The sequence below is a fragment of the Pseudomonas asiatica genome (assembly GCF_009932335.1).
GTDB lineage: Bacteria > Pseudomonadota > Gammaproteobacteria > Pseudomonadales > Pseudomonadaceae > Aquipseudomonas > Aquipseudomonas asiatica.
In genome coordinates this window covers 4163452-4181591 of record NZ_BLJF01000001.1, presented here as the reverse complement: position 1 = coordinate 4181591, position 18140 = coordinate 4163452, and the positions used below count along the sequence as shown (strand labels likewise).

Annotated in this window: 19 protein-coding genes; 7 read left to right on the top strand and 12 right to left on the bottom strand. The window is 62.0% G+C overall.

Features of this window, described 5'->3' with window-relative positions; translation table 11 throughout:
- Positions 1–124 precede the first annotated feature (124 nt).
- Both GYA95_RS19390 and mmsB read left to right on the top strand, forming a co-directional pair.
- On the top strand, positions 125–1651 hold the full coding sequence (locus GYA95_RS19390) for a CoA-acylating methylmalonate-semialdehyde dehydrogenase (protein WP_015271824.1): 1527 nt from the start codon (positions 125–127) through the stop codon (positions 1649–1651).
- 10 nt (positions 1652–1661) lie between these two features.
- Positions 1662–2549 carry a 3-hydroxyisobutyrate dehydrogenase gene (gene mmsB / locus GYA95_RS19385; RefSeq protein ID WP_015271823.1) on the top strand — a complete coding sequence of 296 codons (888 nt, stop codon included), beginning with the start codon at positions 1662–1664 and terminating at the stop codon, positions 2547–2549.
- Between the two features lie 479 nt (positions 2550–3028).
- On the opposite strand, the gene GYA95_RS19380 is transcribed toward mmsB, so the two are convergent.
- From GYA95_RS19380 to dmeF, 4 genes are all read right to left on the bottom strand, one after another.
- Positions 3029–4006: a hypothetical protein gene (locus GYA95_RS19380; protein WP_015271821.1), complete on the bottom strand. Its 978-nt coding sequence runs from the start codon at positions 4004–4006 to the stop codon at positions 3029–3031.
- A 10-nt stretch (positions 4007–4016) separates the two neighbouring features.
- Entirely contained in the window at positions 4017–4505 is a 489-nt protein-coding gene (locus GYA95_RS19375) for an Hcp family type VI secretion system effector (protein WP_003258410.1), read from the bottom strand.
- Positions 4506–4812: 307 nt separating this feature from the next.
- On the bottom strand, positions 4813–5157 hold the full coding sequence (locus GYA95_RS19370) for a cupin domain-containing protein (protein WP_003258412.1): 345 nt from the start codon (positions 5155–5157) through the stop codon (positions 4813–4815).
- A gap of 96 nt (positions 5158–5253) precedes the next feature.
- On the bottom strand, positions 5254–6195 hold the full coding sequence (dmeF, locus tag GYA95_RS19365) for a CDF family Co(II)/Ni(II) efflux transporter DmeF (RefSeq protein WP_015271820.1): 942 nt from the start codon (positions 6193–6195) through the stop codon (positions 5254–5256).
- Between the two features lie 70 nt (positions 6196–6265).
- On the opposite strand from dmeF, the gene GYA95_RS19360 reads away from it, so the two are divergent.
- Positions 6266–6541 (top strand): metal/formaldehyde-sensitive transcriptional repressor, encoded by a 276-nt coding sequence (locus tag GYA95_RS19360; RefSeq protein ID WP_015271819.1) that lies wholly within the window; start codon positions 6266–6268, stop codon positions 6539–6541.
- Positions 6542–6757: 216 nt separating this feature from the next.
- On the opposite strand, the gene GYA95_RS19355 is transcribed toward GYA95_RS19360, so the two are convergent.
- The 7 genes from GYA95_RS19355 to GYA95_RS19325 all read right to left on the bottom strand — a co-directional run bounded on the left by GYA95_RS19355 (position 6758) and on the right by GYA95_RS19325 (position 13491).
- Positions 6758–7690: a phosphatidate cytidylyltransferase gene (locus tag GYA95_RS19355; RefSeq protein ID WP_015271818.1), complete on the bottom strand. Its 933-nt coding sequence runs from the start codon at positions 7688–7690 to the stop codon at positions 6758–6760.
- Between the two features lies 1 nt (position 7691).
- On the bottom strand, positions 7692–8315 hold the full coding sequence (locus GYA95_RS19350; RefSeq protein WP_015271817.1) for a lysophospholipid acyltransferase family protein: 624 nt from the start codon (positions 8313–8315) through the stop codon (positions 7692–7694).
- Between the two features lie 10 nt (positions 8316–8325).
- Complete coding sequence (locus GYA95_RS19345; RefSeq protein ID WP_015271816.1) at positions 8326–8757, bottom strand: hypothetical protein; 432 nt, start codon at positions 8755–8757, stop codon at positions 8326–8328.
- A complete protein-coding gene (locus GYA95_RS19340) occupies positions 8754–10085 on the bottom strand; it encodes a phosphatase PAP2/dual specificity phosphatase family protein (RefSeq protein ID WP_015271815.1) in 1332 nt (443 codons plus the stop codon). The genes GYA95_RS19345 and GYA95_RS19340 overlap by 4 nt, the downstream gene beginning before the upstream one ends.
- Positions 10086–11840, bottom strand: a complete 1755-nt coding sequence (locus tag GYA95_RS19335) for a bifunctional alpha/beta hydrolase/class I SAM-dependent methyltransferase (RefSeq protein WP_015271814.1) — start codon at positions 11838–11840, stop codon at positions 10086–10088. It abuts the gene before it with no gap.
- A 30-nt stretch (positions 11841–11870) separates the two neighbouring features.
- Positions 11871–12476, bottom strand: coding sequence for a CDP-alcohol phosphatidyltransferase family protein (locus GYA95_RS19330; protein ID WP_015271813.1), 606 nt, complete (start codon positions 12474–12476; stop codon positions 11871–11873).
- A 133-nt stretch (positions 12477–12609) separates the two neighbouring features.
- Complete coding sequence (locus GYA95_RS19325; RefSeq protein WP_015271812.1) at positions 12610–13491, bottom strand: LysR substrate-binding domain-containing protein; 882 nt, start codon at positions 13489–13491, stop codon at positions 12610–12612.
- Positions 13492–13568: 77 nt separating this feature from the next.
- Between GYA95_RS19325 and GYA95_RS19320 the strand changes: the two genes are divergently transcribed.
- Positions 13569–14333 (top strand): sulfite exporter TauE/SafE family protein, encoded by a 765-nt coding sequence (locus GYA95_RS19320; RefSeq protein ID WP_015271811.1) that lies wholly within the window; start codon positions 13569–13571, stop codon positions 14331–14333.
- On the opposite strand, the gene GYA95_RS19315 is transcribed toward GYA95_RS19320, so the two are convergent.
- Positions 14323–14637 (bottom strand): putative quinol monooxygenase, encoded by a 315-nt coding sequence (locus tag GYA95_RS19315; RefSeq protein WP_003258316.1) that lies wholly within the window; start codon positions 14635–14637, stop codon positions 14323–14325. The genes GYA95_RS19320 and GYA95_RS19315 overlap by 11 nt on opposite strands.
- Positions 14638–14793: 156 nt before the next feature.
- Between GYA95_RS19315 and GYA95_RS19310 the strand changes: the two genes are divergently transcribed.
- The 3 genes from GYA95_RS19310 (at position 14794) to ggt (ending at position 18138) form a co-directional block, all read left to right on the top strand.
- Positions 14794–15384, top strand: a complete 591-nt coding sequence (locus GYA95_RS19310; protein WP_015271810.1) for an NAD(P)H-dependent oxidoreductase — start codon at positions 14794–14796, stop codon at positions 15382–15384.
- 72 nt (positions 15385–15456) lie between these two features.
- Positions 15457–16353, top strand: a complete 897-nt coding sequence (locus GYA95_RS19305) for a LysR family transcriptional regulator (RefSeq protein ID WP_015271809.1) — start codon at positions 15457–15459, stop codon at positions 16351–16353.
- Positions 16354–16470: 117 nt separating this feature from the next.
- On the top strand, positions 16471–18138 hold the full coding sequence (gene ggt / locus GYA95_RS19300; RefSeq protein WP_015271808.1) for a gamma-glutamyltransferase: 1668 nt from the start codon (positions 16471–16473) through the stop codon (positions 18136–18138).
- Positions 18139–18140 lie beyond the last annotated feature (2 nt).

Sequence of the window (18140 nt, the reverse complement as noted above, 5' to 3'; positions counted from 1 at the left end):
GGTTTTTTTGTGCGTTCTTGTTGGATGTTTGCACATCTATACTCGAAACAAGCCTCAGGACGCCACCTCGCGTTTGCACGGCGCTGGCGATCTCGTCCCGACAATAATTCCAAGGAGAACGCAGATGAACGCACCGCAATCCCCTAACCAGACCAAAATCGAGCAGGTCAAGCTGCTGATCGACGGCCAATGGGTCGAGTCCACGACCACCGAATGGCGCGACATCGTCAACCCGGCCACCCAAGAGGTGCTGGCGCGCGTACCGTTCGCCACCGTCGAAGAAGTCGACGCAGCCGTGGCCGCTGCCCACCGTGCCTTCCAGACCTGGCGTAACACGCCGATCGGCGCGCGCATGCGCATCATGCTCAAGCTGCAGGCGCTGATCCGCGAAAACACCAAACGCATCGCCCAAGTCCTCAGTGCCGAGCAGGGCAAGACCCTGGCCGACGCCGAAGGCGATATCTTCCGCGGCCTGGAAGTGGTCGAGCACGCCGCCTCCATCGGCACCCTGCAGATGGGCGAATTCGCCGAGAACGTTGCCGGCGGCGTCGATACCTACACCCTGCGCCAGCCGATCGGCGTATGCGCTGGCATCACCCCGTTCAACTTCCCGGCGATGATCCCGCTGTGGATGTTCCCCATGGCCATCGTCTGCGGCAACACCTTCGTGCTCAAGCCGTCCGAGCAGGACCCGCTGTCGACCATGCTGCTGGTCGAACTGGCGCTGGAAGCCGGCATACCGGCTGGCGTGCTCAACGTGGTGCACGGCGGCAAGCAAGTGGTGGATGCCATTTGCACCCACCAGGACATCAAGGCGATTTCCTTCGTCGGCTCCACCGAAGTGGGCACCCACGTGTACAACCTGGGCAGCCAGCACGGCAAGCGCGTGCAATCGATGATGGGCGCCAAGAACCACGCGGTGGTGCTGCCTGATGCCAACCGCACGCAAACCGTCAACGCGCTGGTCGGTGCCGCCTTCGGCGCAGCGGGCCAGCGCTGCATGGCCACCTCGGTGGCTGTGTTGGTGGGCAAGGCCCGTGAATGGCTGCCGGATATCAAGGAAGCGGCCAGCAAGCTCAAGGTCAATGCCGGCTGCGAGCCAGGCACCGATGTCGGCCCGGTGGTCTCCAAACGCGCCAAGGAGCGTGTGCTGGGCCTGATCGAAAGCGGCATCAAGGAAGGCGCCAAGCTGGAACTCGACGGCCGTGACGTCACGGTACCGGGCTACGAGCAAGGCAACTTCATTGGCCCGACCCTGTTCTCGGGCGTGAAGACCGACATGCAGGTCTACACCCAGGAAATCTTCGGCCCGGTGCTGGTGACCCTGGAGGTCGACACCCTCGACGAGGCCATCGCCCTGGTCAACGCCAACCCGTTCGGTAACGGTACCGGCCTGTTCACCCAGAGCGGCGCGGCAGCGCGTAAGTTCCAGAGCGAAATCGACATCGGCCAGGTCGGTATCAACATCCCGATCCCGGTACCGGTACCGTTCTTCAGCTTCACCGGCTCGCGTGGCTCCAAGCTCGGCGACCTCGGCCCGTACGGCAAGCAAGTGGTGCAGTTCTACACTCAGACCAAGACCGTCACCGCCCGCTGGTTCGATGACGACAGTGTCAACGATGGTGTGAACACCACCATCAGCCTGCGCTAAGGAGAGAGTCATGCGTATCGCATTCATTGGCCTGGGCAACATGGGCGCACCCATGGCCCGCAACCTGATCAAGGCCGGGCACCAACTGAACCTGTTCGACCTGAACAAGGCTGTGCTGGCCGAGCTGGCAGAACTGGGCGGGCAGGTCAGCCCGTCGCCCAAGGACGCGGCGGCCAACAGCGAGCTGGTGATCACCATGCTGCCGGCTGCTGCCCATGTGCGCAGCGTGTACCTGAACGAAGACGGTGTGCTGGCGGGCATTCGCCCCGGCACGCCGACCGTGGATTGCAGCACCATCGACCCGCAGACGGCGCGTGATGTGTCCAAGGCCGCAGCGGCCAAGGGCGTGGACATGGGCGATGCACCGGTGTCCGGTGGCACCGGCGGCGCGGCGGCAGGCACCCTGACCTTCATGGTCGGTGCCAGCACCGAGCTGTTTGCCACCCTCAAGCCGGTACTGGAGCAGATGGGCCGCAACATCGTGCACTGCGGTGAAGTCGGCACCGGGCAGATCGCCAAGATCTGCAACAACCTGCTGCTGGGTATCTCGATGATCGGCGTGTCCGAGGCCATGGCCCTGGGCAACGCGCTGGGCATCGACACCAAGGTGCTGGCCGGCATCATCAACAGTTCGACCGGGCGTTGCTGGAGCTCGGACACCTACAACCCGTGGCCGGGCATCATCGAAACCGCGCCGGCATCGCGTGGCTATACCGGTGGCTTTGGCGCCGAGCTGATGCTCAAGGACCTGGGGCTGGCCACCGAGGCTGCACGCCAGGCGCATCAACCGGTGATCCTGGGGGCCGTGGCCCAGCAGCTGTACCAGGCCATGAGCCTGCGCGGCGAGGGTGGCAAGGACTTCTCGGCGATCGTCGAGGGTTACCGCAAGAAGGATTGACGAGCGAGGACTTTATCGCGGGCCGGGCGGCCTTCCCTCTGTAACTGCGCACCAGAGGGGAGGGGCCCGTACTGCGATGTTTTTTGAGCATTATTTAGGCAAGGGGGGTAAGTAATACATGAAAATTCCCAAACCAAAAAATGCGATAGTCAATATCAAAAGCGAGGAGCCTATGAAGATTAGGAGGGTCTTGATTTTTGAAGGTAGATTATTTATTTCCTTGATGTCAATGAGGTTTTTTCGTGCATAGATTTTAGGAATGAGCAGTATGAATGATATATTCGTTAGTCGAAAGAATTTTCCCATCAAGCCAGCATGTAGCCAGAGTTTTTTTTCGCCGGTTATTGCGTTGCAATTTAATAAAAATCCTTCAATGTAATCAATTTTGCGATGAGCGATATATATTGTTAATGCCAGGTTCAAGAAAAGTAAAGTTGTGACTGTCATGCTGTAGACTAAAAAAATCCAGTGCATGATTGTCATTTTGCGACTGCCTCGTATAGAAGTTCCCCAGCCCAGGCGCCTGCTTCATTCCCAAATTTTCCGCCTGCCATTCCCCCCACTGTACCGCCGAATATCCCACAAGCGAGTGCTCCGGTTCCACCTGTCGCTACGCCAAACACCACGCTGCAAGCAGCACCAAGAATAAGCTTGCCACTGGCTGCCCCAGCAGTAGTACCCAACAAGCCCAAGGTTAATGAACTAATCTCGACATAATGCGCCTTTTTGCATTCCTCCTCGCGTCCGAGCGTACAGGCTTTATGTATCTCCAGGCCCGTGGCAGCGACGTCTAATGCAATCCCTACATACGTTCCTTTCTTGATCAAATTAGCAGCCGTCGCCACGCCTGAGACTTTGTTGGCATATCCTGCAATCTCGCCGGTATGCAAATAACTCTTTGTGGATATCCCCAGCGTCCTTTTGATCGAGCCTTTGTTCCTTATCCCGGAACCATAAGCCGCCAGCTTGTTCAGCTGCTCATCCAACTTCATGAACAAGACGGCACGCTTTGCATAGAACTGATCGCGAGCCGCCATGGCCCCTGACCCGAGATGCTGTTGATGCAGCTTCTCGATATCCATCAAGGTGGCCTCGATAGCTTTCAGGTGCTTGCTCCACCCTTCACTGACTACACCAGCGCCCACAGATGCATGCGCGATGAGGCTCTTCAAGGTCTCGAAATTGTCCAGGAAAAAGTTATCCACACCTTGGCCGTTGCGCATCAGCCCCATGTGCGCAATCGTCGCCTGTCTCATCATCCAGGCTTCCTGGCTGGTGCAGGAAGCCGTGGTGGGATCGCCGATGATGATAAGTTCACCGCTACGGACCACAGTATTGGCGATGTGCGAATTCAGCACGTCAAACTTTTCCAGGGAATGACCGGTCAGCGCCAGGTCGGATTTCAGCCTATGATAGTTTTGCAGCTTGAGATTGAGAAACGCCCGGGCTTCAGACATAGCCTTGTCCTCACGCGTATTTCTTGTTGCCGATCCGGTCCCAGCCGCCGGCGATATTGCCGCCACCGGCACCATCAATGCGCCGCTGCTGGGTATAGGTGGTCTTGATCCGGCCGTAGTTGAGCTGCACTACTTCAAGCGGTACGCCGGTGTCCACGCTCTGCGAATACTCGGCGATGATCACTTCCTCGAGGATGATTTCGTAGTACTTGAGTTTGTCACCACCCGCGCGGCAGAGTGCCAGTTTCACTTCCTTGAGGTGCTGCCCGGTGCAACTGGCCTCCATCAGTTTGCAACTGGCACTGTCGAGGTATTTGGTGAAAGTGAAGTTGGTGACAGAGGTACGGCCGGAAGTGGCTCCGCCAGTAGAACTTGCAGTGGCAGATGTGCTTTGGCTGACGCCGAAATCGTAGCCAAGCACTTCAATCCATTTGCTGTATTGCTTGTCCAGTGCTTCGCCTGGAATGTTGTCGATCTGAATGTAGGCGTCGAAAGCCACGTTTTCTTCTCCCTGGCAATTGAATCAATTGGGTATTGCTGCCCGGTGACCCGGATGATGTGCAGAGCCTAGGCCTGCGATGAGTCGGGGGCAATACTTCAGGGGATGAAGAGGTGCAGTTCAGAAATGGACTACAAATGAAGGGGGGAAGCTGAATTCATATGTCAAAAAATGTAACTGTTATCCTTGCAATAGGGTGATGTTTATTAAACTTCTGGTTGCCTTATTCATCATGTTGAATTGCGAGCAGAGTCATGTGGGAGTTTTCACTCATCCCACATGACCCAAACCAAGGTCCGCTTATGAATCAAGCAAAGACAAAGTACTTGCGCACGGTCTCGACCACTTCCCAGGTGCCTTTCATCCCCGGTTCGATCACGAACACATCACCCGCTTTCAGGTGCTTCGGCTCTTCGCCTTCCGGGGTGATGATGCAGTAGCCATCAAGGAAGTGGCAGAACTCCCACTTCTCGTAGTTGACCTCGAACTTGCCCGGGGTGCAGATCCAGGTGCCCATGATCTTGCTGCCGTCGGCCGACAGGTAGGCGTTGAGGTTGACGGTGTGCGGATCGCCGCCGATGCGCTTCCACTTGGTGGCGTCCACGACCGGCGTCGGGCAGGTTTCGCGCAGGACGGTGATGAAATCGGACATGGCACAACTCCTGGTGACTGGCTGAATGACTCGTCACCATAGGGCCATCGGCCGAGCCGCAGTTGCCTGGGCTCGACGTCCAGCTGTCTGGTCGCGCTATGCCAGGCGGTTGACCTCGACGGTGATGTGTGCCAGTTCTTCGTGTACGCCCAGGGACTGGCGCACGCTGTCGGCGCTGAGTTCGGCCCGGGCGGCCAGGCCGAGAATGCAGGCGTACTGGTCTTTGCCCACGCGCCACACGTGCAGGTCGGTGATGCTGGCCGGCACCGGCAGCTGCGCGACCACCTCGCGGATTTCCTCCACTACCGGCGCGTCCATCTCCGCATCCAGCAGCACTCGCCCGGTATCGCGCAGTAGCCCGCGGGCCCACAGCGCCACCAGCAGCGCACCGACCAGGCCCATGACCGGGTCGAGCCAGCCGGCGCCCCAGTACTTGCCGGCCAGCAGGGCGACGATAGCCAGCACCGAGGTCGCGGCGTCGGCCATCACGTGCAGGTAGGCCGAGCGCAGGTTCAGGTCGTGGTGATGGTGGCCATGGTCATGGTGATGGTCGTGGCCATGGTGGTGATGATCGTGATGGTGATGGTCGTCACGCAGCAGCCAGGCGCAGATCAGGTTTACGGCCAGGCCCACGGCGGCGATGAAGATCGCCTCGTCATAGTGGATCGGCCCCGGTGCCAGCAGGCGCTCCACCGACTGGAATGCCATCAGCCCGGCCACGCCCAGCAACAGCAGGGCGCTGGAGTAGCCGCCGAGAATCTCGATCTTCCAGGTGCCGAAGGCAAAGCGCCGGTCGCCGGCATAACGCCGCGCGGCGGCATAGGCCAGCAGCGACAGGCCCAGGGCCAGGGCGTGGGAGCTCATGTGCCAGCCGTCGGCTAGCAACGCCATGGAATTGAAGAACCAGCCCCCGGTAATTTCCGCCACCATCATTACCGCGGTCAGCCACACGGCCAGGCGCGTCTTGCGCTCGGCGCTCAGGTTGCTGGTATGGAACTGGTGGCTGTGCTGCCAGCGGTCTGAGGTTTGTGTTGCCATGGTTTATCATGCTCCCGGAACGTCGAGAAATATACTATACCCCAGTATACCTAGCATGGTGTGAAACCCAATGGCACATACCCTGAAGAGCAAGAAGCAGCTGCTGACCCGGGTGCGCAAGATCAAAGGCCAGGCCGCCGCCCTGGAGACAGCGCTGGAGCAGGACAAGGACTGCCTGGCGATACTGCAGCAGATCGCCGCCGTGCGCGGTGCGGTGAACGGGCTGATGGCCGAAGTGATGGAAGGGCATATCCGCGAACACCTGGTGGCGGAAGGGCTGAGTGCCGAGGAGCGGCAGGACGAGGCGGACAAGGTGGCGACGTTGCTGCGGTCGTACCTCAAGTAGCAGACCGGCCAAGCTATGGCGATACGGATACTCCTGGGGGGTATAGGTGCCCGATGGTACTTGCTGATTTCTTACGTGTCAGAAGGCATGTGCTTACTTTGCCATCCGATCAGTCCGCTTAGTGCTCGCCTTTAGTTTTCTAGTGCCTGTGAGATCGAGCGCCGCGCGGGCGGCGCTCGATCTTACGGGTACTAGAAAGTTCAAGGCGAACACGTTCTACGCCCACCAATACCGCACAAAGTGGAAGAACACCGGCGCGGCAAAGCACACCGAATCCATGCGGTCGAGCATGCCGCCGTGGCCTTCGATCATGTGCCCCCAGTCCTTCACCCCACGGTCGCGCTTGATCGCCGACATCACCAGCCCGCCGAAGAAGCCCATGGCGTTCACCGCCAACGCCATCAGCGCGGCCTGCCAGAAGGTGAACGGGGTGATCCAGCACAGCAGGGCGCCGATCAGGGTGGCCAGTGCCACGCCGCCGGCCAGGCCTTCGACGGTCTTGGATGGCGACAGGTTGGGCGCTACCTTGTGCTTGCCGAACAGCTTGCCGCACACGTACTGCAGCACGTCGCTGATCTGCACCACAAGGATCAGCCAGGCAATCAGCAACAGGTTGCGGCCCTCGTAACCCGGGATGTCCAGGGTCATCAATGCCGGCACCGACGACACGCAGTACACCGCGATCATCAGCCCCCACTGCACCTTCGAGGCGCGCTCGAGAAAGCGCGTGGTGTCGCCGCCGAAGCTGGCCAGGATCGGCAGCAACAGGAACAGGTACACCGGGATGAAGATACTGAACAACCCGTACCAGTCCATGGCGATCAGCACGTACTGCACCGGCAGTGCCACATAGAACGCAGCCACCAGTGCCGGGTAGTCGCTGCGCCGGGTCGGGGTGAGCGTCATGAACTCGCGCAAAGCATAGAACGACACGCCGTAGAACAGCACGATCACGCCGTACTTGCCGAACAGGAAGGCGATGCCGATCACCAGCACCATCACCCACCAGGCGTTGATGCGGGCGTTGAGGTTGTCGATCACCGCGTGCGGTGCCGGGCCGGCGCGCCATTTGAGCAGGCGGCCGATCACGCTGGCGAGCAGCAGCAGGGCGCCGATGCCGGCAAACAGGGAAAGGGTATTGTCGTCCATCTCAGGCATCCTTGGGGGCCAGGTTCAGCAGGGCCTGGCTGGCCCGCTCGAGAAAGGCTTGCTTGCTTTCATCCGCCTGCAGGTGCAGCGGCTCGCCAAAGCTCAATGTGCACAACAACGGCAACGGCAGGGCGCGCCCCTTGGGCATCACCCGGTTGAGATTGGCGATCCACACCGGCACCAGTTCGACTCCAGGGTTGGCTGCTGCCAAGTGATACAACCCGCTCCTGAACGGCATCAGCGGCTCGTCGCCGAGATTGCGGGTGCCCTCCGGAAAGAAGATCAGCGAGTCGCCCTGGGCCACTGCTTCGAGGATCGGCTGCAACGGGCTGCCCTGGCCGGGGCTGTGTTGCCGGTTGATCAGCACACCGTTGAAGACCTTGCGGATAAGAAAATCGCGAATGCCCGGCTTGGCCCAGTAATCGGCACCGGCTACCGGACGGGTACGCTTGCGCAGCGGCTGCGGCAGCGAGGCCCACAGCAGTACGAAATCACCATGGCTGCTGTGGTTGGCGAAATACAGGCGCTGCACCGGCAGCGGCGTGCAGCCCAGCCACAGGGCGCGGGCGCCGGTGATCAGGCGGGCGGCGGAAGTGATGAGGTAGGCGGTCAGGTTGGCGAGCATGGATCGGTAGTCATCCCTTCAAAGGCAGTGTCAGCAGGGTAGCCAAGGCCAGCGACAGCTGCAGGCCCAGGTACACTGCCTGGCGGCGTAACAGGGTCAGCGCGGCCCGGCTACGGGCAGGCCATGCTCGGGTGTCGGCGGCCTGCGGTTTGAGTTTCAGCTCGAACAGTGCGTGGTCCAGGGCCTGGGTGTCCGCCGCCAGGTCGCGGCTGGCGGCGAGGTGGGCGAACAATTGGGCATCGATGGCCACACGGATGGCCCAGTACTTGTGCAGCACGCCTAGTACCAGCAGCGCAATGCACAGCAGGCTGGCCAGCGGTTGCAACTGGGCTCCCAGCAAGGGCGCCAGGCCGTAGGCCAGGGCCAGCAGGGTGAGGCCGTCCGACAGGCGTTCCAGTTGTTTGCCACAGCCCAGCAGGCTGGCCACCACGTACAGCGTCATGGTTGTGTCCCTAGCCGTTGCAAGGCTTGGCGATGTGCGCTGTGCAGGACCACGCCGGGGCGGGCCTTGCGGATCAGCGCCTCGGCCTGGCGAGCATCACTGCAGCGGCCCGTGAGTACCAGCCAGGCTGCCACGGCGCTGGCGCTGCGCGAATAGCCCAGGGCGCAGCAGACCAGCACCGGGCCTTGCGAGCGCAGGCGTTCGATGGTGACGGCGGCTTGGTGCAGCAATGGGCTTTCCGGGGCGATCAGGTCCAGGGTAGGAAAACATGCGTAGCCAACGGCGGACGCGACCTGTGTAGGAGCGCTGTCCTGAACATGGCACGGTAGCTCTGCGCACAAATCGACTACCGCAGCGAACTGCGCGTCACACCCAGGAATCCGCCCAAGGTAGACGCCATCACACACTTCATCCGCCTGCGTGTGCCGCCATGTCCACAACCGCGAGTTGACCCACGCCCCAATCAGGTAGGGTGCCAGCAGCCAGCTGGCTGCATTCGACAAGCGCCCATCGGCGCCTTTCTGGAACCCGCCCGCACCGAGCACGCCATAGTTCAGCGCCACCAAAGCCAGCGACACGGCCGGCCAGGTCAACCACAGCCAGGCGCCGCCCAACGCAACGGCAGGCACTGCGCACAGCAGCCCACCCACTGTATAGAACAACGCCAACCGCCAACACTTGGCATCCCGCGCAAGGCGCACCTGCTGCCAGGGCAGTTGCCCTTGATGTGGCCACAACCAGACGCAGACGAACCCCGCCAATGCCCCTGTCGGCACGTCGATGAAATGGTGCTGCCAGGTGGTCAGTACCGAGACCCCGATCAGTGCCATCCAGCCATGCATCAGCCAACGCCAGGGCTGGCGCTGCACGTGCCGGGCAAACATCGTCCAGATGATCACCAGCAGGGCAATATGCAGCGAAGGCGCCTGGTTGAACGGCTTGTCGAAGCCCATCAGCACATCGAACATCCAGCCGAACACCCCGCCCAGTTCCGGCCGCTCGAAGGTGAAGCGCAGCGGCCAGAGCAGGAAGCAGCTGACGCTGATCAGCTGCGCGGTTAGCAGCGCCAGCGCGTGCCGGTCCATTTCCTGGCGCGTGCGTGGCAGCAGGAAGGACAAACCGTAGAGCAGGTCGATCGACCAGTACGGGATGATCGTCCACGGCCACAACGGCATGCGGCTTTCCCAGCCGAACACCAGGCTGCCGACATCACTGCGCCCGGCGGTATGGTTGTTCGCCAGCCCGTAACTAAGAAAAAACAGCGGCCCCAGCAAAAGAAGCCAGAACACGCCTCGGCGGATCAGCCGGGGCTCGCGTGATGGGCTCATTCAGCGCACCCGTTGTGCCAGGCTGACGCTGAAAATGCCCCATTCATCGATGCGTTGGGCCAGCTTGCGGAACCCCGCCGCTTCTACCAACTGGTCCATTTCGGCCTGGCTGCGGCGACGCATGACCCAGGCCTCCCCGCCGCGGTGGCTGGTGAGGGCGCGGGCGATCATTTCCAGTTGCGGGTGCCACGGCTGGCCGGTGTAGACCAAATAGCTGCCATCTTCCAGCGCATCGGCCAGGCCGGCCAGCGAGTTACCTACCAACTGGTTGCTGGCGAACAGTTCGTACAGGCCGGAGACCACGGCCAGGGTCGGTGGTTGTTCCAGGGTCGCCAGGCTCTGGCGGTCGAAGGCATCGCCCTGGACGAAGCGGGCGATGTCGGTCAGGCCTTTTTCTGCAATCAGTGCGCTGCCTTGCTGCACGTTCAGTTCGCTGTAGTCACGCAGCAGGATCGAATCCGGCAGTTGTTCGAGCTCCTGCAGGGCCTCGAGAATGTAGCGGCCATGGCCGGCGGCGATATCGACGATGTGCACCGGCCGCTGCTGGTCGCGCAGGCGGACGATGGCCAGGCGCAGCAGTTCCTCTACGTGCAGCTTGCGCTGGCGGATGCCGCGCCAGCCGATGGCGTCGAGGTAGTTCTGGTCGATCAGGCGACCGAGCTTGCCTTTGCCGGTCGGCTGGTTGCGGTACACGTAGTCCAGGGTACTGCCCGAATCGAAACCGGTATCGAAACCCAGCTTCACACCTTCGGACAGCCCCTTGCCCAGCCGCAGCCCGGCACGGGTAGCACGCCAGTAAAGGTCGCGGGGCGAGTTGCGCGGCAGCGGTGCGGCCAGGCTTTCGGCCTCGGCGCAGCTGGCGCCGGTCTTGTCGGCATCGAGCAGTGATGGCAGGGCGGCGGGGCTGGCGAAGCAATGTTCGACAAACCGCTCGATGCGCCGCAAGGCATGGGCCCTGTCACGCTCGCCAAGGGTGTCGTGGAAAAAACCTGGCAGGATGTGCATTTCCTTGCGCGCACTGCCCAGGCGTTCGAAGAAGCGTTCCTGCGGTTGGCGTTCGACCACGAAGTCGGCACCGGACACCAGCAGTTGGGTTGGCAACTGAATGGCCTGGGCATCCGCCACCACCCGGTCGGCGGCTTCGTACAGGCCCAGCAGCATGGTTACCGAAATCGGCCGGCTGATCAGCGGGTCGGCCACGTACGACATGACCCGTTCGGGGTCGTGGGTGAGCAGGCGGGGCTTGACGTAGCTGTTTACGAAGAAGTTTCCGCGCAAGGCTTTCAGCAGTTTCAGGCCGGTGCGGGCGAACGGCACATACAGTTTGACCTTGAACGCTGGCGAGGCCAGCACCAGGCAGCGCACCTTGGGCGCGTAGTCGTGGGCCCAGGTGGCGACGAGCACGGCCCCTACGCTCTGCGCCAGCACCACCAGGTCCTGTTCGGCGATGCCATGGCTGGCCTGGATGTGCTCGATGAAGGTCTGCACATCGCGCACGCTGGTGGCGAAGCCCGGGCTGTCGCCACGCGCGCCCGGCGAATGGCCGTGGCCGCGGGCATCCCAGGCGAAGAAATCGTAGCCCGGCATGTCCAGCTCGTCGGCCAGGTGTGCCATGCGCCCGCCGTGTTCGTGGCCGCGATGGAACATCACCACGGCCCGGCGTGGCTGGTGTTGGTTACGCGTGGCAGGCCAGTGACGGTAATACAGCTCGACGCCGTCATGGGTGGAGAAGTGCAGCGCTTGCGCTTGGCGCATGGTCGACATCCTTTTGCGACGGCAGTGGGCTCAGCGGGTTTCGGCCAGCCCCTGGCGAACCCGGTTGTAGAGGGTATAGAGCGAGAGTGCGAGGATGACCAGCAACAAGCCGTTGAGCCAGGTGCCATTCAGCAGGCCTAGGGCGACACCGGTACCCAGCACACCGAAGGCAAAGGCCCGGTCGCTCTTGCCCATTGGGCCATCGTAGCGCCGTGAAGCACCGGCCAGTGGGCCCATGACACCGGCGTATTCGCTGAAGGTGGCGCTGAGCACCACGAGCACGACCAAGGTTGGCGATACACCGGCCAGCAGGGCGAAGGGCAGGTACAGCGCGGCATCGGCGATCACGTCGCACAGTTCGTTGAGGTAGGCACCGAGGGTGGATTGCTGGCCGAACTCACGGGCGAGCATGCCGTCGACGGCGTTCAGTGCCATGCGCAGCAGCATCCAGACTGGCACCAGAATGAACAGCCAGGTGAGATGGGGCAGGGCAGCCAGCAGCAGGCCCAGCAGGATCGACAGCAGGGCGGCGGCGACAGTGACCTGGTTGGCGGTGACACCGCGGTCGTGGAGGCGCTGGACAGCAGGGCGGAGCATGGCCTGGAAGCGCGGTTTGAGCTGGTAGATCGATGCCACTGGAAAGTCCTTTTCGGTGGTGCGATGGGAGGATTGTGTGCGAGCGGCTAAAAAAATGCACTTACTGTGCACGCTCCTACATCGATCGCGTTGGCTTCAAGTCATGCGCAGTACATGCAACATACTGATCGGGTCAGCGGGTGAGGGTGGTTACCAACCCTCCGGCATACCCCGGCAATGCCGCAAAATCGCGTGCACACACCAGCAACCGGCGATTGGCCCATGGTTCCGTCAGCGCCACCCAGTGCAACGGCAACACCCCTTGCCAACGCTTCACCGCAGCCAGCGGCACCACCCCCACCCCGGCCCCGCCCGCAACCATGCGGATCACGCCATCGAACCCTTCGGCACGCACCCGAACCCGCATGCGCCGCCCCTCGCGCAGCGCCTGCTCTTCCAGGTACAACGCCAGTGCACTGCCGGCACCCAGGCCGACATAGCCATGGGCCAGGCTATCGATAAAGCTCGGCGCTACCTCGCTGGCCAGTGGATGGCGCTGCGGCGTTACAAGCACCAGTGGGTCTTCGCGAAACGGCCGGGTCTGCAGGTGCTCGCTGGGGGCGGCGGTCGAAACTATGCCCAGGTCCGCCATGCCCTGGGTAATCGACTGCACGATGCGCAGGCTCGGCAACTCCTGCACATCCACGCTGACGCCTGGGTTTTCAGCCAGGTAGCCGGCCAGCAGCTCCGGCAGGTACTCCGTGAGTGCAGCCGTGTTGCACAGCAGGCGCACCTGGCCCTGCTGCCCTTGAACGTACTGGCCCAGGTCGAACTGCAGGCGCTCGACCTGCTGCGATATCAGCCGGGCATGCTGCAGCAGTGCCTGGCCGGCCAGAGTTGCTTGCACGCCACGGCGGTTGCGTTCCAGCAAAGGGATGCCCAGCGAAGCCTCCATGGCGCGGATCCGCGCACTGGCTGCTGCCAGCGAAAGATGGCTGCGGCTGGCACCGGCGGTGATGTTGCCGCACTCCAGGGTGTGCTGGAACAGCCTGAGGTCGATCAGATCGAAATGCATGTGGCTCTGTCCTGGCAAGAGTCTGGCTGAGTATATGGCAGATTTTCAGCCCGGCTGGCGCACGCCATTATCGGCCTATGAATACCTTGCTCGCTTTCTACCAGAACATTGGCCCAGCGCTGTCGCTGCTGGTGGTACTGACTTTCCTGCTGGCCGGCGCGGTGAAGGGCTTGATCGGCCTCGGCCTGCCGACAATCGCCATGGGCCTGCTGGGCCTGGCTATGTCACCGGCGCAGGCTGCGGCATTGCTGATTGTGCCTTCGACCCTCACCAACCTCTGGCAGCTGGCCAGTGGGGGGCACCTGCGGAGGTTGCTGGCACGCCTGTGGCCGATGCTGGCGATGATCTTCGTCGGTACCTTGCTGGGCAGCGCCTGGCTGGGGATCAACAGCGGCCCTTGGGCCGCACATGCACTGGGCGCGGCCTTGATGGTGTATGCGCTGTACGGGCTGGTCGGTCCGGGTCTGCGCCTGGCACCGGGGCGGGAGCCTTGGCTGGCGCCGCTTTGCGGGCTGGTCACGGGCGTGGTCACGGCGGCGACCGGGGTGTTCGTGATACCGGCTGTGCCCTACCTGCAGAGCCTGGGTTTGAATCGGGATCAGATGGTCCAGGCCCTGGGCCTGTCGTTCACGGTTTCGACCCTGGCCCTGGCCGTTGGCCTGGCCGGGCAGCATGTCCTGGGTGGCCAGGCGCTGGGTGCTTCGCTGCTGATGCTGGCGCCGGCCTTAGTCGGCATGCTGGCCGGCCAGTGGCTGCGTCAGCGCATCAGTACGCCGCTGTTCAAACGGTGCTTCTTCATCGGCCTGGCCGCGCTCGGCGGCCATTTGCTGATCAGCGGTTAGCGCTTGATGCGCTGAGCATGTCGATCATCTGGATGTCGAAATCGCGTTCCAGGTAGTCCATGCGTTTTTCGAAGAACGCGGTCATGTGCGGCAGTGCCGAATGCACATCCAGCGCTGCCTTGTCGGCCCAGACCTCGAAGAACACGAACAGGCTCGGGTCCTGCTTGTCGCGCAGCATGTGGTACTCGATGCAGCCCGGCTCCTGGCGGCTTGGCTCGACGTAAGCGCGGAACAGCGTTTCGAACGCTTCAGCCATTTCCGGGCGGGTCTTGGCTTTGAGGATGAAGGCGTACTGCTCACTCATGGGTCGCTACTCGGTGATGGGAGGTGATGCGATTCTAAGGCAATAATGCATTATTGATTCGTGACTTCAGGTCAATTGTATTTTGCCGCTGCATTACTGTATCCCGCGCCCGCGAGCCCCTAACCTGCCGGCCTGAATTTTTTCCGCGAGGCCCGCATGAAGAAGATCCTTTTGCTCAACGGTGGTAAACAGTTCGCCCACTCCGACGGCCGTCTGAACACGACCTTGCACGAAGCGGCCATCGCTCACCTGGACCGGGCCGGTTTCGATGTACGCCAGACCTTCATCGACGGTGGCTATGATGCCCAGGAAGAGGTGGAGAAGTTCCTCTGGGCCGATGTGGTCATCTACCAGATGCCCGGCTGGTGGATGGGTGCGCCATGGACCGTTAAAAAGTACATCGACGAGGTGTTCACCGCCGGCCACGGTAGCTTGTATGCCAACGACGGCCGTACCCGTGCGGACCACTCGCAGAAGTACGGCAGTGGTGGCCTGGTGCACGGCAAGCAGTACATGCTTTCGCTGACCTGGAATGCACCGCAGCAGGCATTCGACGACCCTAGCGATTTCTTCGAGGGCAAGGGGGTGGATGCGGTGTACTTCCCATTCCACAAGGCCAACCAGTTCCTCGGCATGACCGGGTTGCCGACTTTCCTGGCGGTGGATGTGATGAAGCGGCCTGATGTGCCGGCTGCTTTGGCAGCCTATGAGGCGCATCTGGACAAGGTGTTTGGCAAGGCACAGTAAGGTTTTTCTGTGCTGGACTTGGCCTAGACAAGCGGCTATCTATTCCGGCAGAGACCAACCGCAGGCGCAGATGTGAAAACCCGATCCGAAGAGCTCCAGGTATTCGTCACCGTCATCGACTGCGGCTCGATTTCCGCTGCTGCCGAGCAGATGGGCCAGACCCCGTCTGCCGTCAGCCGTACCCTGTCGCGCCTTGAAGGCAAGCTGGGTACCACGCTGGTCAACCGCACCACCCGGCGCATGGACCTGACCGAGGAGGGCCGCTTCTTCCTCGAGCGCGCGCGGTTGATCCTGGAACAGATGGACGAGATGGAAGAGCGACTGTCGATGAACCGCCAGACCCCTACCGGGCGCCTGCGCATCAACGCCGCCGCGCCGTTCATGCTGCATGCCATCCTGCCGTGGATCGGCGAGTTCCGCCGCCAATACCCTGGTATCGAACTGGAACTCAATACCGACGACTTGATCATCGACCTGCTGGAGCAAAGCACCGATGTGGCGATCCGCATCGGTGAACTGGCCGACTCCAGCCTGCACGCACGCAGCCTGGGATGCAGCCCGGTACAGGTGCTGGCCAGCCCGGCCTACCTCGAGCAACACGGCACGCCGCAGCGGGTCGAGGACCTGGCCAACCACTGCCTGCTCGGCTTCAGCCAGCCCGAATCGCTCAACCATTGGCCACTGCGCCATGCCCAGGGGGACCGCTGGAGCATTCGCCCGTCGCTGATCGCCTCCAGCGGCGAGACCTTGCGCCAATTGGCGCTGGCCGGCGAGGGCATCGTCAGCCTGTCGCACTTCATGACCCACGAGGACATTCGCGCCGGGCGCCTGCAAGTGCTGCTGAGCGAAGCCAACAACGGCTATCGCCAGCCGATCCATGCGGTGTACTACCGCAACACCCAGCTGGCGCTGCGTATCCAGTGCTTCCTCGATTTCATCCAGCGCAAGTTGGCGATGTACGCCAGCTGAGTTGCCTGAACGCGACAGATCCTGTCCACAGGCGGCGAACTTTCCTGCGATTGATTGCACAGTCGAAGCGCTTCGGCCTTACTGACTGCTCAACAAAAACAACACCAAGGAAGTGTCATGCGTATTGCTCCGTTCCAGTACCTGGCTCTCGCAGCCGCGATCCTGAGCTGTTCCTCGGTTCATGCCGCCAACCTTGAGGGCGGCGCGGTGGCCGCGCCCGATCAATATGGTGCACAGGTGGCCGCCGACATCCTCAAGAAAGGCGGCAACGCGGTGGATGCGGCAGTGGCCACGGCTTTCACCCTGGCGGTGACTTATCCCGAGGCCGGCAACATCGGTGGTGGCGGGTTCATGACCCTGTTCGTCGACGGCAAACCTTACTTCCTCGACTACCGCGAAGTCGCGCCCCAGGCCGCCACGCGCAACATGTACCTGGACGAAAAGGGTGAGGTCATCGAAAACCTCAGCCTGGTCGGGGCACGTGCTGCTGGCGTTCCGGGCACGGTGATGGGTTTGTGGGAGGCGCATCAGAAGTTCGGCAAGCTGCCCTGGAGCGAACTGCTGACCCCGGCCATCGGCTATGCGAAAAACGGCTTCAAGGTTGCGGCCAAGCAGTACCAGTACCGCAACGACGCCCAGGGCATGTTCAAGACCGCGACCAATTTCAACGACTACTTCGGCAACATGAAGGTCGGCGAGCTGTTCAAGCAACCGGAAATGGCCCAGACCCTGGAGCGCATCGCCGACAAGGGCGTGAGCGAGTTCTACCAGGGCAAGACTGCAGACCTGCTGGTGGCGCAGATGCAGTCCGACAAGGGCCTGATCACCAAACAGGACCTCAAGGACTACAAAGCCGTATGGCGTGAGCCGATGGCCGTGAGCTGGCGTGGCAACGTGGTGTATACCGCACCACCGCCTAGCTCCGGTGGTGTCGCCCTGGCCCAGCTGCTGGGTATCAAGGAAAACCGCGCGGCGGACTTCAAGGGTGTGGCGCACAACTCGGCGCAGTACATTCACCTGTTGGCCGAGATCGAGAAGCGCGTGTTCGCCGACCGCGCCGACTACCTTGGCGACCCGGCCTTCACCAAAGTGCCGGTGGATCAGCTGGTGGCCAAGGACTACCTGGCCAAGCGCGCCGCGCAGGTCAACCCGAAGGCCATTTCCGATACCGACAAGGTCAAGCCGGGCCTGGAACCGCACCAGACCACGCACTTCTCGATCGTCGACAAGCAGGGCAATGCGGTCAGCAACACCTACACCCTCAACCTCGACTACGGCAGTGGTGTGGTGGTGAAAGGCGCCGGCTTCCTGCTCAACGACGAGATGGACGATTTCAGCGCCAAGCCGGGGGCGGCGAACGCCTTTGGTGTAATAGGTGGCGATGCCAATGCTATCGCCCCGGGCAAGCGCATGCTGTCGTCCATGAGCCCCAGCCTGATGACCCGCGATGGCAAGGTCGAGCTGGTCATCGGCACTCCGGGTGGCTCGCGGATCTTCACCTCGATCTTCCAGGTGATGAACAACCTGTACGACTACGACATGCCGCTGGACAAGGCGGTGGCGGCGCAGCGCGTGCACCATCAGTTGCTGCCCAAGGACACCATCTACTTCGACAGCTATGCGCCGCTGACCGGGCCGGTGGCTGATGAACTGAAGAAGATGGGCTATGTGCTGGAGGACCAGGGCTGGGAGATGGGGGATATCCAGGCGATCCGGGTTGATGGGACGAAGCTGGAGACCGCTTCGGATCCGCGTGGGCGTGGGGTGGGGATGATCGTCAAGTAAGC

Excerpts from the sequence above, each read along its gene's own strand:
- GYA95_RS19390 (WP_015271824.1), top strand. The coding sequence starts at position 125 with ATGAACGCACCGCAATCCCCTAACCAGACCAAAATCGAGCAGGTCAAG.
- mmsB (WP_015271823.1), top strand. The coding sequence starts at position 1,662 with ATGCGTATCGCATTCATTGGCCTGGGCAACATGGGCGCACCCATGGCC.
- GYA95_RS19380 (WP_015271821.1), bottom strand. The coding sequence starts at position 4,006 with ATGTCTGAAGCCCGGGCGTTTCTCAATCTCAAGCTGCAAAACTATCAT.
- GYA95_RS19370 (WP_003258412.1), bottom strand. The coding sequence starts at position 5,157 with ATGTCCGATTTCATCACCGTCCTGCGCGAAACCTGCCCGACGCCGGTC.
- dmeF (WP_015271820.1), bottom strand. The coding sequence starts at position 6,195 with ATGGCAACACAAACCTCAGACCGCTGGCAGCACAGCCACCAGTTCCAT.
- GYA95_RS19360 (WP_015271819.1), top strand. The coding sequence starts at position 6,266 with ATGGCACATACCCTGAAGAGCAAGAAGCAGCTGCTGACCCGGGTGCGC.
- GYA95_RS19355 (WP_015271818.1), bottom strand. The coding sequence starts at position 7,690 with ATGGACGACAATACCCTTTCCCTGTTTGCCGGCATCGGCGCCCTGCTG.
- GYA95_RS19350 (WP_015271817.1), bottom strand. The coding sequence starts at position 8,315 with ATGCTCGCCAACCTGACCGCCTACCTCATCACTTCCGCCGCCCGCCTG.
- GYA95_RS19345 (WP_015271816.1), bottom strand. The coding sequence starts at position 8,757 with ATGACGCTGTACGTGGTGGCCAGCCTGCTGGGCTGTGGCAAACAACTG.
- GYA95_RS19340 (WP_015271815.1), bottom strand. The coding sequence starts at position 10,085 with ATGAGCCCATCACGCGAGCCCCGGCTGATCCGCCGAGGCGTGTTCTGG.
- GYA95_RS19335 (WP_015271814.1), bottom strand. The coding sequence starts at position 11,840 with ATGCGCCAAGCGCAAGCGCTGCACTTCTCCACCCATGACGGCGTCGAG.
- GYA95_RS19325 (WP_015271812.1), bottom strand. The coding sequence starts at position 13,491 with ATGCATTTCGATCTGATCGACCTCAGGCTGTTCCAGCACACCCTGGAG.
- GYA95_RS19320 (WP_015271811.1), top strand. The coding sequence starts at position 13,569 with ATGAATACCTTGCTCGCTTTCTACCAGAACATTGGCCCAGCGCTGTCG.
- GYA95_RS19315 (WP_003258316.1), bottom strand. The coding sequence starts at position 14,637 with ATGAGTGAGCAGTACGCCTTCATCCTCAAAGCCAAGACCCGCCCGGAA.
- GYA95_RS19310 (WP_015271810.1), top strand. The coding sequence starts at position 14,794 with ATGAAGAAGATCCTTTTGCTCAACGGTGGTAAACAGTTCGCCCACTCC.
- ggt (WP_015271808.1), top strand. The coding sequence starts at position 16,471 with ATGCGTATTGCTCCGTTCCAGTACCTGGCTCTCGCAGCCGCGATCCTG.